Source organism: Nonomuraea sp. NPDC001699, from assembly GCF_053596455.1.
The window spans coordinates 79,168-92,725 of record NZ_JBSFGF010000016.1 but is presented as its reverse complement, the minus strand read 5'-3'; the positions used below and the strand labels follow the sequence as shown (position 1 = coordinate 92,725).

General features: G+C 73.0%; 15 protein-coding genes. 8 read left to right on the top strand and 7 right to left on the bottom strand.

Going from position 1 to position 13,558, the window contains the following annotated elements; translation table 11 throughout:
* Positions 1-9: 9 nt before the first annotated feature.
* Together ACWCSU_RS36225 and ACWCSU_RS36220 are read right to left on the bottom strand one after the other, a co-directional pair.
* The gene (locus ACWCSU_RS36225) at positions 10-1,089 is read right to left on the bottom strand and encodes a hypothetical protein (RefSeq protein WP_449941189.1); all 1,080 of its coding nucleotides are present in this window, start codon (positions 1,087-1,089) and stop codon (positions 10-12) included.
* Between the two features lie 225 nt (positions 1,090-1,314).
* Positions 1,315-1,713 carry a hypothetical protein gene (locus ACWCSU_RS36220; protein ID WP_449941187.1) on the bottom strand — a complete coding sequence of 133 codons (399 nt, stop codon included), beginning with the start codon at positions 1,711-1,713 and terminating at the stop codon, positions 1,315-1,317.
* Between the two features lie 167 nt (positions 1,714-1,880).
* On the opposite strand from ACWCSU_RS36220, the gene ACWCSU_RS36215 reads away from it, so the two are divergent.
* The 3 genes from ACWCSU_RS36215 to ACWCSU_RS36205 all read left to right on the top strand — a co-directional run bounded on the left by ACWCSU_RS36215 (position 1,881) and on the right by ACWCSU_RS36205 (position 4,984).
* Positions 1,881-3,587, top strand: coding sequence for an FUSC family protein (locus ACWCSU_RS36215; protein WP_449941184.1), 1,707 nt, complete (start codon positions 1,881-1,883; stop codon positions 3,585-3,587).
* An 83-nt stretch (positions 3,588-3,670) separates the two neighbouring features.
* On the top strand, positions 3,671-4,174 hold the full coding sequence (locus ACWCSU_RS36210) for a MarR family winged helix-turn-helix transcriptional regulator (protein ID WP_357706922.1): 504 nt from the start codon (positions 3,671-3,673) through the stop codon (positions 4,172-4,174).
* A 162-nt stretch (positions 4,175-4,336) separates the two neighbouring features.
* Complete coding sequence (locus ACWCSU_RS36205; RefSeq protein ID WP_364095685.1) at positions 4,337-4,984, top strand: DedA family protein; 648 nt, start codon at positions 4,337-4,339, stop codon at positions 4,982-4,984.
* Here ACWCSU_RS36205 and ACWCSU_RS36200 read toward each other — a convergent pair.
* The 4 genes from ACWCSU_RS36200 to ACWCSU_RS36185 form a co-directional block, all read right to left on the bottom strand.
* Positions 4,928-5,668: a GntR family transcriptional regulator gene (locus ACWCSU_RS36200; RefSeq protein ID WP_357706919.1), complete on the bottom strand. Its 741-nt coding sequence runs from the start codon at positions 5,666-5,668 to the stop codon at positions 4,928-4,930. The two genes, ACWCSU_RS36205 and ACWCSU_RS36200, sit on opposite strands and share 57 nt — an antisense overlap.
* A gap of 10 nt (positions 5,669-5,678) precedes the next feature.
* Positions 5,679-6,392 (bottom strand): HAD family hydrolase, encoded by a 714-nt coding sequence (locus ACWCSU_RS36195; protein ID WP_449941180.1) that lies wholly within the window; start codon positions 6,390-6,392, stop codon positions 5,679-5,681.
* Positions 6,389-7,114 carry a hypothetical protein gene (locus tag ACWCSU_RS36190; RefSeq protein ID WP_357706917.1) on the bottom strand — a complete coding sequence of 242 codons (726 nt, stop codon included), beginning with the start codon at positions 7,112-7,114 and terminating at the stop codon, positions 6,389-6,391. The genes ACWCSU_RS36195 and ACWCSU_RS36190 overlap by 4 nt, the downstream gene beginning before the upstream one ends.
* Before the next feature lie 110 nt (positions 7,115-7,224).
* Entirely contained in the window at positions 7,225-7,878 is a 654-nt protein-coding gene (locus tag ACWCSU_RS36185) for a GntR family transcriptional regulator (protein WP_364095692.1), read from the bottom strand.
* A 61-nt stretch (positions 7,879-7,939) separates the two neighbouring features.
* Between ACWCSU_RS36185 and ACWCSU_RS36180 the strand changes: the two genes are divergently transcribed.
* Entirely contained in the window at positions 7,940-9,127 is a 1,188-nt protein-coding gene (locus ACWCSU_RS36180; RefSeq protein ID WP_449941176.1) for a CaiB/BaiF CoA transferase family protein, read from the top strand.
* Positions 9,124-9,930 carry an HpcH/HpaI aldolase/citrate lyase family protein gene (locus ACWCSU_RS36175; protein ID WP_449941174.1) on the top strand — a complete coding sequence of 269 codons (807 nt, stop codon included), beginning with the start codon at positions 9,124-9,126 and terminating at the stop codon, positions 9,928-9,930. The genes ACWCSU_RS36180 and ACWCSU_RS36175 overlap by 4 nt, the downstream gene beginning before the upstream one ends.
* Here the strand turns inward: ACWCSU_RS36175 and ACWCSU_RS36170 are convergent.
* Positions 9,927-10,565, bottom strand: coding sequence for a TetR/AcrR family transcriptional regulator (locus ACWCSU_RS36170; RefSeq protein ID WP_357706912.1), 639 nt, complete (start codon positions 10,563-10,565; stop codon positions 9,927-9,929). The two genes, ACWCSU_RS36175 and ACWCSU_RS36170, sit on opposite strands and share 4 nt — an antisense overlap.
* Positions 10,566-10,694: 129 nt before the next feature.
* On the opposite strand from ACWCSU_RS36170, the gene ACWCSU_RS36165 reads away from it, so the two are divergent.
* The 3 genes from ACWCSU_RS36165 to ACWCSU_RS36155 are packed head-to-tail and all read left to right on the top strand — an operon-like array spanning position 10,695 to position 13,528.
* Positions 10,695-11,675 (top strand): sugar ABC transporter substrate-binding protein, encoded by a 981-nt coding sequence (locus tag ACWCSU_RS36165; RefSeq protein ID WP_449941171.1) that lies wholly within the window; start codon positions 10,695-10,697, stop codon positions 11,673-11,675.
* Positions 11,676-11,735: 60 nt separating this feature from the next.
* Positions 11,736-12,776, top strand: coding sequence for an ABC transporter permease (locus ACWCSU_RS36160; protein WP_364095702.1), 1,041 nt, complete (start codon positions 11,736-11,738; stop codon positions 12,774-12,776).
* Entirely contained in the window at positions 12,773-13,528 is a 756-nt protein-coding gene (locus tag ACWCSU_RS36155; RefSeq protein ID WP_449941167.1) for an ATP-binding cassette domain-containing protein, read from the top strand. The genes ACWCSU_RS36160 and ACWCSU_RS36155 overlap by 4 nt, the downstream gene beginning before the upstream one ends.
* Positions 13,529-13,558 lie beyond the last annotated feature (30 nt).

Below are 13,558 nucleotides of genomic sequence, written 5' to 3'. Positions count from 1 at the left end.
GGGGCGCGTTCACGGGCGGGAGGCGTCGATCGTGGTGATCAGCTTGTCCAGGCGCTCGTAGACGGGCGGCTCGACCACGTCCACCAGGTCGGCGACCGGCGCGCCCGCCGCGGCGGCCCGGTCGGCGAACGCCCGCGGGTCGGCGGTGCGGAAGCCGTGCGCCGCGGCCAGCGAACGCAGCTCGGGGTCGCCGGTCAGCAGCTCGCCGACACGGGCGCCGGGCGCCGACAGCGGGACCAGGGTGTGCTTGCTGAGCACCGTGGGGGAGGGGTAGACCAGCCGCATGTCGGGCCTGATCGCGCCGTCGCGGGCGAAGACGTGGGAGAGGTACTGCGCCTCGTACACCACGAGCATCGGCGTCTTGCCCGCGCCCAGGGCCAGATAGTCGTCGAAGGAGGCTTCGCTCGTGGTCTCGGAGAAGCCCTGGTCGAGGACGACGGGGGTGAGAACCGGGGCGATCCGGGCGATCTGCGCGTCGGAGATGATCACGTTCTCGCCGTTGGCGACGTAGCCGAGGGCCGCCAGGTACATGGCCGCACTGTTGGACGTACGGATGTCGGTGGTGGTGAGCAGCACCCGCTTGCGAGCCCGGTAGACATCGTTCCCCGGAATTTGATCCCAGCGTGTGCCTTTAGCCGTTAATTCCAGATATTTCTTTATATCGAGTAGTTGGGGGCCTTTGTTGGAATTGTTGAGCAGGCCCGCCTTGGCCAGCAGCTTCGTGATCGGCTCGAACGTGGCGACCGCCATCGGCGAGTAGAAAGGCGAGAACGTCGTCGTCGCGCCCCGGTCGCGCTTGATCTTCTCGGCGGCGGGGGCGCTGGAGGGGAAGGCGAAGGCGTACCGGCCGAGGTCCACGTCCGTGGCGATCTGGCGGGAGCCGGCGGTGTCCACCTCGACACGCAGGCCGTGCCGGGCGAAGGCGGCCCTGACCGCCGGGTCGTCGAAGAACGGCTTCTTCTCCGAGCCGATGACGCCGCGTACCACGGACGGTTCCGGCGCTTCGGGCCCGCGGTTCCCCAGGACGACCGCGACCACCGCCACCCCGGCCAGAACGGCGGCGAGGACGACGCCGATCCACCGCTTCATCGCACCCCATTTCGCCAAATATCCCCCATGAGAGGGATTATGGGAGTGCGGTTGTCGGGCGAGCGTCCCGGAAAGGCGACCTTACGGCAGAATTCACCCGCCGTTCACGAGAGCCCGCGCGGCGGTCCTGCCGTGACCGCCCGGCGGTGTTCCAGGCGGATGTTCACGGCGGTTTCCTCGGTGACGTTCTCGATGGTGTTCACGGCGGCGTACGCGGTGGTGTGCTCAGTGGGTGGCCGGGCGCCAGGGGGCGTCGGCGGGGGAGGGGCGCCAGGCGGCCCAGTCGATGCGCACGCGGTCGGGCCGGGCCGGGTCCACCTTCACCGGCAGCACCGCGCCCGGGACCACCAGGCCCATGGGGACGCGCGGCAGCGTCTGGCGGTGGGCGACCCGGTAGGCGGGGCCCTCGTCCGGCTGCACCACCAGGCCGAAGCTGACGACGGGCTGGTCGTTGACCGTCATGTGGGTGTCGGCCATCGACTCGACCACGGCCGGCGCGGGAATCCCGGTCGCCAGGAGCCGCTGCCCGTTCCTCGCCATGATCAGGAACGGCACGCCGACCGCGGCCGTGATCAGCGTCGTCCCGGCGATGATCGCCACAGCCAGCAGGGTTCCCGTGGTCACTGTGCTTCCCCAGTTCTGTCCTCCGCCCGGTGCGCGGGCGGCTCGTTCCGTCGGATTCCGAAGGAGTTTCTAGCCGGGACGGCTTGACCGCCGCTTGATCACCGGTTGCAGGATCCGCCGTCCACCTGGTTTATTTCACGGGTAAAACACCTGGTAAACTTTTAGGGATGTCCAGTGCCCTCCGATCCCCAGCCCTGCCGTCCCCGTCCCCGTCCCCGCCGTACGGGCGTCGTGCGCGCCTGCCCGTGCGCGCCGCGCTGCGCCTGGGGCCCGTCGGCGACATCTGGCACAAACCCGCTCTCAGTGCCGTCGCCGCCCTCGCCGTCCCGTTGGTCGCCCTCCTCTGGGCCGGGCGGCTCGACCTGGTGCCGTACGCCGCCGCGGGCTCGATGTGCGCCCTGTACGGGCACGGCCTGCCGTACGCGGCCCGTGCCAGGGCGCTGGCCTGGGTGGTGCTGGGCATGCTGTCCGGCACGGCGGTCGCGCTGGTCACCTCGTCACTCACCGACTCGGTCGCCGTCCGGGTGGCGGTGGCCGCCCTGCTGGCCGGGCTGCACAAGGCGGTCTGCGACGCCACCCGGATCGGGCCGCCGGGGAACGTGGTGCTCACCTTCGTCGCCGCCGGTGCGGTCTTCGTACCGCAGCAGCTGGGCGACGTACCCGCGCACGTGGGCCTCGGCGCGCTCGGCGGGCTCCTGGCCTGGACGGTCGGCATGGCCCCCGGCCTCCTGCGTCCCGACGGACCCGAACGCGTCGCCGTCGCCCGCGCCCTCGAATCCACCGCCCGCCTGCTCCGGGCCGTCCCCGAAACCGGTGACCTCCCCCGGGAGCGCGAGACCCACGAACGGCACCAGGCGCGCCATGCCGCCGCGGCGGCGGTCAACGCCGCCTGGCAGACGCTCCTGCGCTCCGGCGTACCCGCCCGGCGGCGCGAGACGCTGTCCCGGCTGCTGATCCGCGCGGAGTCGGCGGGCGCGGGCACCGCCGGGGAACCGATCGGCTGCGCCGACAAGCTGACCGGCTGGGCCCGCGACCTGCGTGAAGGCCGCCCGCTGCCGTCGCTGCGCGAGGTCGCGCCGCCCGTGGCCGAGCGGGCCGAACTCGCCGGCATTGCCGCCGAGCAGGGCGGCCGGGCCGGTGCCGCGCGGGTGGCCGCCGAGGTGGGAAGGCGGCGGCGTGCCGTGGCGATGGTGTTCGCCGAGGTGGGAAGGCGGTGGCGCGTGGTGGCGATGGTGTTCGCCGGGGCCGCCGCGGCCGGGTGGGGCTCGATGGCTCTGGGGGTGGGCAGGCCGTACTGGGCGGTGGTGACGGCGGCCGCCGTGTTCGCGGCCAACACGACACTCTCCTGGAGCCGCGCGCTCCAGCGCGTCGTCGGCAACCTGCTCGGGGTCGGGCTGTTCACCCTGGTGGCCCCCGTGACCCGGCTGGGGGCGGTGGCGCTCGTCGTGGCCGTCCTGGGGCTGCAGTTCGCCACGGAGGCGGCGATCACGCGCAACTACTGGCTGGGAAGCGTGTTCGTCACGCCGATGGCCATCCTCATGAGCGAGTTCGCCGGGACCCGGCCGGTGGCCGAGCTGGTGGCCGACCGGTGGCTGGACACGTGTGTCGGCGCGGCGGCCGGCCTGCTGGCGTGCGTGCTGGTCCCGGACAGGCGGGCGGCCCGGCGCGTACGGGCTGGGCTCCTGCGCCTGGAGCGCATCCTGGAGGAGCCGCCGGAACCGGACGAACGGGACCGGCTCCGCGCGGCGCTGGTGGAGGTCCGCGAGGCCGCCGACGTCGCGGCGGGCGAGTGGTGGAGCGGGGCGCTGCCCCACGAGCGCGTCGCCGCCGCCGAGCGCGCGGGCCACCGCAGGCTCGCCACCCTGTACGCGTGACCGCCCCGGCCGCGCCCGCCCGGCGGCCCCGGCGCGTACGATCGGAGCCACCGGAAGATCGTCACGAGGAGAGGAACGACCACGTGGAGGACGCCGTCGCGAAGGCGTTGCGGCAATGGCGGCAGGTCCTTCCCGACGCCGACCTGGACACGATCGCCGTCATCGGCAGGCTCAACCGGTGCGCCGCGCTCCTGCAGCAGGCCGCCGACGCCCCGCTCGGACGCGCCGGCGTGAGCCGCCCGGAGTACGACCTCCTGTGCGCCCTGCTCCGGGTCGGCGGCGAGCTGACGCCGGGCAGGCTGGCCCGCGAGACGTTCGCCTCGGGAGCCGCGGTGACCAAGCGGGTCAGGCGGCTGGAGGAGATCGGGCTCGTCGCCCGGCGGGTGGACGAACGCGACCGCCGCGTCGCCCACCTCTCACTGACCGAGCGCGGCAGGGAGCTGATCCTGCGCCTGCTGCCCGAGCAGCTCGACTACGAGACCGAGCTGCTGGCCGGGCTGCCCCGCGACCGCGAACGCCAGCTCGCCGACCTGCTGGCCGACCTGCTGCTCGTCCTGGAGGGCCGCCTCGGCGGCCTGCTCGGCTGACAGTGCCGGCCAAACCTAGGGCCTCGCCCCGGACAGGCCGAGCGCCTCGCTCCGGACGCCCATCCCGCCCGCCTGCCGCCTCCCAAGGGCCGGGGTGGCGCGGGCGTACGTTCCGGGTGGCGAACGGACGGAGGAGGCGGGGCGCGGGGTTAGGGTGGCCGCGTGCATATCGACGAATGGCTGCAAGCGATCCCCGCCGCCTGGTTGTGCGCGATGGTCGCGCTCGTGATCGGCCTGGAGAGCCTCGGCATCCCGCTGCCTGGCGAGATCGTGCTCGTCAGTGCCGCCATTCTGTCCGCCAAGGGCGTGGTGAGCCCGGTCGCGGTGGGCCTGTGCGCGAGCGCCGGGGCCATCGTGGGCGACTCGGCCGGTTACGCCATCGGGCGCAAGGGCGGCCGCCGGCTGTTCGACCGGCTGGGCCGGCGATTCCCCCGCCACTTCGGCCCCCGCCACGTCGCGAAGGCCGAGAACTACTTCCACCGGTACGGCGTCTGGGCCGTGTTCGTCGGCCGTTTCATCGCGCTGCTGCGCATCCTCGCCGGGCCGCTGGCGGGGGCGCTGCGCATGCCGTACTGGCGGTTCGCGGTGGCGAACGTGCTGGGCGGCATCGTGTGGGCGGGCGGCACCACCGCGGTGATCTACTATCTCGGGATGGTGGCCGAGAAGTGGCTGAAGGGCTTCTCGTGGGTCGGGCTCGGGGTGGCCGTGCTGTTCGGCATCGGCACCACGCTCTACCTCAAGCGCCGCGCGGCCTCAGCGCTCGATGAGGGTGACCTCAAGGGAGTAGTGCGAGGCCCGATAGACGTGTGAGCCGTGCTCGACGGCCCGGCCCTGGTCGTCGTACGTCGTCCGGACCATGGTGAGCAGCGGCGCGCCGCGGCGCTCGTCGAGCAGCTTGGCCTCGACCTGGCCGGCGGCGCGGGCCCCGATGCGCTGGTTGGCCACCCGCATGCGCACGCCCGCGCCGCGCAGCAGCTCGTACAGGCCGCGGCCCTCCAGATCGGCGGAGGAGAGCGGCGCCAGCCCCAGCGGGAGCCAGTTGTGCAGGACGGCGAGCGGCTCGCCGGCGGCGAAGCGCAGGCGTTCGAGGTAGAGGATCTCGGTGCCGGGCTCGACGCCCAGGATGGCCGCCTTGTCCTCCTCGACCGGCCGCGGCTCCAGCGCGAGCACCTGCGTGGCCGGCTCCTGGCCCGCGCGGCGCAGGTCGTCGTAGAGGCTGGTCAGCTCGACCGAGCGCTTGACCTGGCCGTGGACCACCTGCGTGCCGACGCCGCGCTTGCGCACCAGCAGGCCCTTGTCGACGAGGTATTGGATCGCCTGGCGGATCGTCGGCCTGGACAGGCCGAGCTTGTCGGCGAGCAGGATCTCGTTGTCCAGCCGGGAGCCGGGCGTCAGGTCGCCACGCCGGATCGCCTCGGCGATCTGCTCGGCCACCTGGAAGTAGAGCGGCACGGGGCTGGACCGGTCCAGGTCGATGGCCAGGTTCGGGGTCATGCCGATCAGCCTAACCGAGGTCAGAATGTCCAGACAAATGGCGGGAGGCGAGCAGCGCGGGCAGCTCGGTGAGCGAGGTGAGGCGGGGGAACCCCTCCGGCGCGGCCTCGGCGCCCAGCCGGTCGATCCACACCGAGGGCATGCCGGCCGCCGCCGGGCCGCGTACGTCGTTGTCGAGGTCGTCGCCCACCAGCAGCACCTCCTCGGGCGGCAGCCCGAGGGCCCGCGCCGCCGCGGCGTAGCAGGCGGGGGACGGCTTGAAGTGCCCGCCCAGGCCCTCGCCGGTCAGCACCGGGCCGACGTCGAGGCCGATCGCCCGCACCTTCGCCTCCTGCACGCCCCGCGACCCGTTGGACAGGACGCCGAGCGTGTAGCCCCGCAGCTCGGCCAGCGCCGGAGCCGCGTCGGGGTAGGCGGCCCAGCCGCGCCGGTAGTGCTCGGCGTAGGAGGCGAAGGCCGCCTCAAGATCGGCGGGCGCCTCGACGGCCAGCTCCCGGCATAGGGCGCGCACGCGACGGCGGCGCTGCTCCTCCCATGAGCACTCGCCCGCCTGCCAGGCGGTCAGGTGGGGGATCTCCAGCGCGGCCCACAGCGCCGCGACCTCGGGCAGGCGCGGATGGCCGGGGGCCAGCGCCGACGCCCACGCGGTGATCGCGGCGTCGGCCGCGCCGCGATGGTCGAGCAGGGTGCCGTCGAGGTCGAACAGAATGCCCTTGATGGTCACCCGGCGAGCATATCGGCGGCGACGCGGGCGGCCGTCTCGCGCGGGGGGTAGCCCAGGGTCAGGCCGCGCACCGAGCGCGGCGCGCCGGCGAAGCGCGCCTCGGCGTCCTCGCCCAGCACGTAGGCCAGGGCGGGGGACAGGCCGCGGTGCGACTCCAGCGCCGCCACCTCGGCCTCGGCGCGTTCGGCGGGCAGGGCCTCGCGGTAGTCGGCGATCAGGGAGTCGAGGTCGAAGAGCCGTTCGTAGGGCTCGGTGGTGCCCGCCACGACCCTGACGCCCGCGCCTTCGGCGCGCGCCCGGTAGACCAGGCCGGTGCCGCCGCTCTTGGCGAACCAGCGCAGCGCGTCCTCGGCGGGCAGGGTGAAGGTGCCGTACGGCTTGCGCCCGTACAGCAGGGCCTCGGCGACCCAGCGGTCGCACCAGCGCTCGTCGCGGTACGGCGTCGGCGCCCCGGGCTCGCAGCTCAGCCCCTGGGCCAGCACCGGGTTCCAGGCCGAGACCAGCGGGCTGCTGAAGCGCGGCATGCGGGGGCCCAGGCAGCGGCTCAGCGCGTAGCCGTACCAGACGGTGACGACCTCGGTGCGCCGCCTGGGACGCCTGCGCTCGTAGGCGCCGTTCATCACCTGGCCGTCGGGGTGGCGCCAGGGGCCGGGCTCGGTGCAGTCGTCCGCGGGGACGGAGGGGGTGCGGTAGTCGGGATTGAGCGTCCACGCGTCCGCCACAGCGTCGGCTCCTTCGGCGTCGGGGTCGCGGCAAGACCATCAGAGTGACTCATCGTGCAACACCCGTCACGGTGAATCAATGAACCGGGTGTGAACGATGATGTTTGTCATCAGTGGTCCTTGCGGTACTCCCCGGCCTGCCGGATGTGGTCGATCATGACGCGTTCGGCGGCGTCGGCGTCGCCCGCCTCCAGGGCGGCCAGCAGCTCCTCGTGGGCCCGCAGCTGCCGCCCGGCCCGCGCCGGGTCCAGCCACAACGACGCCTCGGCGGGCACCGGGACGCCGTTGCGCACCGACCTGGCGTGCGCGCCGAGGAAGGCCGGGCCGCCGATGTCCACGATGCTCAGGTGGAAGCGGCTGCTGCGCTCGGCCAGCCGGTCGTACCTGCCCTGCTCGGCGTCGGTGACCATCTCGCGGTGCAGGTCGCGCAGCCGGACGAGGTCGTCGGCGGTGATCCTGGCCGCCGCCAGCCGCGCGCCCAGGCCCTCGACGACCGCGCGCAGGCCGTAGTACTCGGCGAGCGCGTCGTCGCCCAGGTCGATGACGGTCGCGCCGTGATGGGCCTCGTAGCTGATCAGGCGGTCCTTCTCCAGGCGGCGCAGCGCCTCGCGCACCGGCGTGACCGAGACGCCGAGCCGCCGGGCGACGGCTCCGGCACGCAGGGCGGTGCCGCCGGGGATGCGGCCGCCGCGGATCTCGTCGAGCAGCACGCTGTAAACGTAGTCGGCCTTGCTCATGGGCGGCGTGGGCTCGCTGGCTGTCATGTCCCCAGTCTCTCGCACGGGCCGGTCGCGGCTATGACTTATTTCTTATAACTTACAAACTATGACAAGTCTCGCCGACCTGCGGGTCATCGACGCGGCGACGCTGTTCGCCGGTCCCTCCGCCGCGATGATGCTGGGCGACTTCGGCGCCGACGTCGTCAAGATCGAGCACCCGCGGCGCGGCGACCCCTCGCGCGGCCACGGCGCCTCGGTGGACGGCGTGGGCCTGTGGTGGAAGTCGTTGTCGCGCAACAAGCGCACCGCCGCCGTCGACCTCTCCCGCGCCGAGGGCCAGGAGATCCTGCGCCGCCTGGCCGAGCGCTCCGACGTGCTGATCGAGAACTTCCGTCCCGGCACGCTCGAACGCTGGAACCTGGCCCCCGAGGACCTGCTCAAGGTCAACCCCCGGCTGATCGTGGCCCGGATGACCGGGTTCGGGCAGGTCGGCCCGATGTCCGGGCAACCGGGGTTCGGGACGCTGGCCGAGGCCATGAGCGGGTTCGCGGCCATGACCGGCGAACCGGACGGCCCCCCGACCCTGCCGCCGCTGGCCCTGGCCGACGGCATCGCGGGCCTGGCCATGTCGTACGCGATCATGGTGGCCCTGCACGCCCGCGCGGCGACCGGCCGCGGGCAGGTCATCGACCTGGCCATCATCGAGCCCATCCTGGGCCTGCTCGGGCCGCAGATGACGGCGTACAAGGCGCTGGGGGTCGTGCCGCGGCGCACCGGCAACCGGTCCAGCAGCAACGCGCCGCGCAACACCTACCGCACCCGCGACGGCCGCTGGCTGGCGATCTCCACCAGCGCCCAGCCCATCGCCGAGCGCGTCGTCACCCTCGTCGGGCGGCCCGACCTGGTCGAGCAGCCCTGGTTCGCCAGCGGCCACGGCCGCGTCCAGCACGTGGACGAGCTGGACGAGGCGGTCGCCACCTGGATCGCCGCCCGCGACGCCGACGAGGTCATCGCCCGCTTCGAGGAGGCCCAGGCCGCCGTCGCCCCCATCTACGACGTCACCGACCTGGCGAGCGACCCGCAGTACGCCGCGCTCGGCACGTTCGTCGAGCTGCCGGACGAGGAGCTGGGCACGGTCACCCTGCAGAACGTGCTGTTCCGCCTGTCGGAGACGCCCGGCGAGATCCGCTGGCCCGGCCGCCCGCTCGGCCACGACACCGACGAGGTGCTGGGCGAGCTGGACTACCCGGCCGAGACCGTCGCGGCCCTGCGCGAGGCCGGGGTGATCGCGTGAACGCCCCCGTCACCTGGCTGTACGTGCCCGGCGACCGCCCCGGACGTTTCGCCAAGGCCGCCGCCTCGGGCGCCGACGTGATCATCATCGACCTGGAGGACGCGGTCGCGCCCGAGGCCAAGGACGCCGCCCGCGCCCACGCCGTCGCCTACCTGCGCGAGCCCAGGGAGGCCGGGCCGGCGGTGCACGTCCGGGTCAACGACGTGACGACCGCGCGCGGCCTGGACGACCTGGCGGCCGTGGGCGAGCTGGCCGACGCCGTACGGCTGCCCAAGGTCGAGTCGCCCGCCGCGCTGGACGCCCTCCCCGGCACGGCCCCCCTGTACGCGCTGCTGGAGTCGGCGGCCGGGATCGTCGAGGCCCGCGCCGTGGCCGCCCACCCGCGCGTGGCCGGCGTGGCGCTGGGCGAGCAGGACCTGGCCGCCGAGCTGTCCGTCACGGACGAGAACGCCATGAATCACCTCAGGCTGCAGGTCGTGCTCGCCGCCGCCGCCGCGGGCCTGCCGCCGGTTCCCATGTCGGTCTACCCCGACATCAAGGACGAGGACGGGCTGGTCGCCTCCTGCCGGGCCGGCCGCGCGTTCGGCCTGTTCGGCAGGACCGCCATCCATCCCGCCCAGCTCCCGGGGATCCGGCGGGCCTTCCGTCCCACCGAGGAGGAGACGGCCAGGGCCGCCGAGATCGTCGAGGCGGCCGAGCGGGCGGGCGCGGGGGCCGTCGCCCTGCCCGACGGCCGCTTCGTGGACGCCCCGATCGTCGCCAGGGCCCGCCGCGTGCTGGATCTGGCGCTCCGGCTGGGCTAGCGGTTCGGGTACCAGCGGACCGACAGCTCCTCGTCCTCCGGGGCCGGGCCGGGCAGGTCGCGGTGGGCGGGCGGCACCCGCAGCGAGTCCATCATCAGCGTCAGGTAGCGGTGGCGGAGCTGGGAGGTGCGCTCGCCGTCGCCGAGCTTGATCGAGGCGATCTGCTCGAACAGCAGCGCGATGTCGGCCACCGTGACGTCGGCCCGCAGCACGCCCGCCTCGACCGCCCGGTGGTGCAGCCGGGTGGCCAGGTCGCCGGCGTGGACGGCGTCGTGGTAGAGCTCCTCCGTCGGCTGGAAGGTGCCGGCCAGCTTGATCGTCAAGGAGTTGGTGTCGGCGTCCACGATGCCGCGCAGGTAGGCGGCGAACGCCTCCCAGGGGTCGCCCTGGTCGTCCATCGCCTGCTGGGCCACGGCGGCGTAGAGCTTCAGCCCGTCGCCGCACAGCTTCTGCAGCAACGCCTCCTTGCTGGGGTAGCGGCGGTAGAGCGCGCTGATCCCGACGCCCGCCTTCTCGGCCACGGCGGCTATGGGGGCGCCGGGGTCGGCGGTGAAGACCGCCCGGGCCGCCTGGAGGATCAGTTCGTCGTTGCGGGCGGCCTGAGCCTTGCGGCCGCTCATGGGTGCGCTGGTCATGCCTTCAGCATACGGGAACGAATGATTCCGTTCTACTATTCGCGTAGATCGAATGCTGGTCCGTATGTCTATACAAAGAGATCGCGGTGCGGTAGAACCAGGCTAGCCCGTTGGTCTTGGAGGTATCCGATGAGACGTACCCCGATCGTGCTGGCGCTGGCAGGCGTACTCGCCCTGACCGGCTGTTCCTCCTCCGGAGGGCAGGGCGCGCAGAGCGCCGCACCCGCCGCCGGCTCCGCCCCTGCGGCCGGCGGTGGCAACTTCGCCGTCATCACCCACGGCGGCGCCGGCGACGCCTTCTGGGACGTCGTCAAGAACGGCGCCGAGGCCGCCGGCAAGCAGTACGGCGTCAAGGTCACCTACCAGGGCGACGGCGACCCCGCCAAGCAGTCGCAGCTCATCGACCAGGCCGTCTCGGAGAAGGTGGACGGGCTCGTCGTGTCCATGGCCAACCCCGACGCGCTCAAGGAGGCCATCGGCAAGGCCGTCGCGGCCAAAATCCCGGTCGTGACCATCAACTCCGGGGCCGACTCCTCCAAGGCGTTCGGCGCCATCACCCACGTCGGCCAGTCCGAGGACGTCGCCGGGCGCGGCGCGGGCGAGCAGCTCAAGGCCGCGGGCGTCACCAAGCTGCTGTGCGTCGTGCACGAGGCCGGCAACGTCGGCCTCGACCAGCGCTGCAAGGGCGCCGAGCAGACCCTCGGCGGCACGGTCGAGCGCCTTCAGGTGGACGTCGCCAACCTGGCCGACGTCACCTCCAAGGTCACCGCCAAGCTGCAGTCGGACAAGCAGGTCAACGGCGTGCTCGCGCTCAACCCGGCGGTCGCCGTGGCGGCCAGGGACGCGATCAAGGACTCGGGGTCGCAGGCCAAGCTCGCCACCTTCGACCTGTCGGGCGACGTGGTCGCCGCGATCAAGGACGGCGAGATCCTGTTCGCCGTCGACCAGCAGCAGTACCTCCAGGGCTACCTGCCGATCACGTTCCTGAAGCTCTACAAGGACAACCTCAACACCGTCGGCGGCGGGCTGCCGGTCAACACCGGGCCGGGCTTCGTGACCAAGGACAACGCCGAGCAGGTGGCCAAGCTGGCCGAGGCGGGCACCCGATGAGCGGCCGCGAGGACGAGAAGAGCCGCCGATGAGCGGCCGCGAGGATGGGGAGGGTCGCCGATGACGGCCGCTCCCGCGCGGGCCGACGAGCGGGTCGCCCGGGTCGGCCTGGCCCGCCGCCTGATCGTCCGGCCCGAGCTCGGGGCCGTGGTGGGGCTGGTCGCGGTGTTCGCGTTCTTCGCCGCGCAGTCGGAGGTGTTCCGCTCGCCGGCCGGCATCGCCAACTGGCTCGACCCGGCCGCCACGCTCGGCATCATGGCGGTCGCGGTGGCGCTGCTCATGATCGGCGGCGAGTTCGACCTGTCGGCGGGCGTGCTGACCGGCACCAGCGGGCTGATCCTGGTCACGCTGGCCACCCGCTACGGGTTCGGCGTGTGGCCCGCCATGCTGGCCGGGCTGGTCGTGGCGCTGGCCGTCGGGTTCGCCAACGGCCTGGTGGTGACCCGGACGAAGCTGCCCAGCTTCATCGTGACGCTGGGCACGTTCCTCATGCTGCAGGGCGTCAACCTCGGCGTCACCAAGGCCATCACCGGGACCGTCCAGGTCGGCGGGCTGCGCAGGGCGCCGGGGTTCGACGGCGCCAGCGCGGTGCTCGCGGGCACGATCCAGATCGGCGGCACGTCCTTCCGGGTGGCGATCCTGTGGTGGATCGCGATCACCGCGCTGGCCACCTGGGTGCTCATGCGCTCCAGGCCGGGCAACTGGATCTTCGCGGTGGGCGGCGACGAGCAGGCCGCGCGGGCGGTCGGGGTGCCGGCGGCCCGGACGAAGATCGCGCTGTTCATGACGACGGCGGTCGCCGCCTGGCTGGTCGGCTCGATCCTGGCCCTGCGGTACACCTCCGTCCAGGCCAACATCGGCATCGGGCAGGAGTTCATCTACATCATCGCGGCCGTCATCGGCGGCTGCCTGCTGACCGGCGGGTACGGCTCCGCCGTCGGCGCCTCCATCGGCGCGGTGATCTTCGGCATGGCCGACAAGGGCATCGTGTTCCTGGGCTGGGACGCCGACTGGTTCAAGTTCTTCCTCGGGGCCATGCTGCTGCTGGCGACGCTGGCCAACCGGATGGTCCGGCGCTATGCCGAGGAGGTGCGGCGTTGATCCTGCAGACCCGGGACATCGGCAAGACGTTCGGCTCGGTGCTGGCCCTGCGCGGGGTGTCGATGGGCGTGGCGGAGGGCACGGTCACCTGCGTGCTGGGCGACAACGGCGCCGGCAAGTCCACGCTCATCAAGATCCTGTCCGGGGTGCACCAGCACGACACGGGGTCGTACCTGGTGGACGGGGCCGAGGTGCGCTTCTCCAGCCCGCGCGAGGCGCTCGACCGGGGGATCGCCACCGTCTACCAGGACCTGGCGATGATCCCGCTCATGTCGGTCTGGCGGAACTTCTTCCTCGGCTCCGAGCCCCGCAAGGGCCCGGCCTTCGACGTGGCCAGGGCCCGCCGGGTCGCGGCCGAGGAGCTGCGCGCGATGGGCATCGACATCCGGGACGTGGACCAGCCCGTCGGCACGCTGTCGGGCGGCGAGCGGCAGTCGGTGGCCATCGCCAGGGCCGTGCACTTCGGCGCGCGCGTCCTCATCCTGGACGAGCCTACCTCGGCGCTGGGCGTCAAGCAGGCCGGTGTGGTGCTGCGGTACATCGCCCGCGCCCGCGACCGGGGGCTCGGCGTGGTGTTCATCACCCACAACCCGCACCACGCCTACCCGGTCGGCGACCGGTTCCTGCTGCTCAACCGCGGGACCAGCATGGGCGAGTACGCCAAGGCCGACCTCGGCAAGGAGGAGCTGACCGCGCTGATGGCCGGCGGCGCGGAGCTGGAGGAGCTGGCTCACGAGCTACGGCGCGAATGAGAGCCGCTTGGGCGGAATTTGACGTAACCG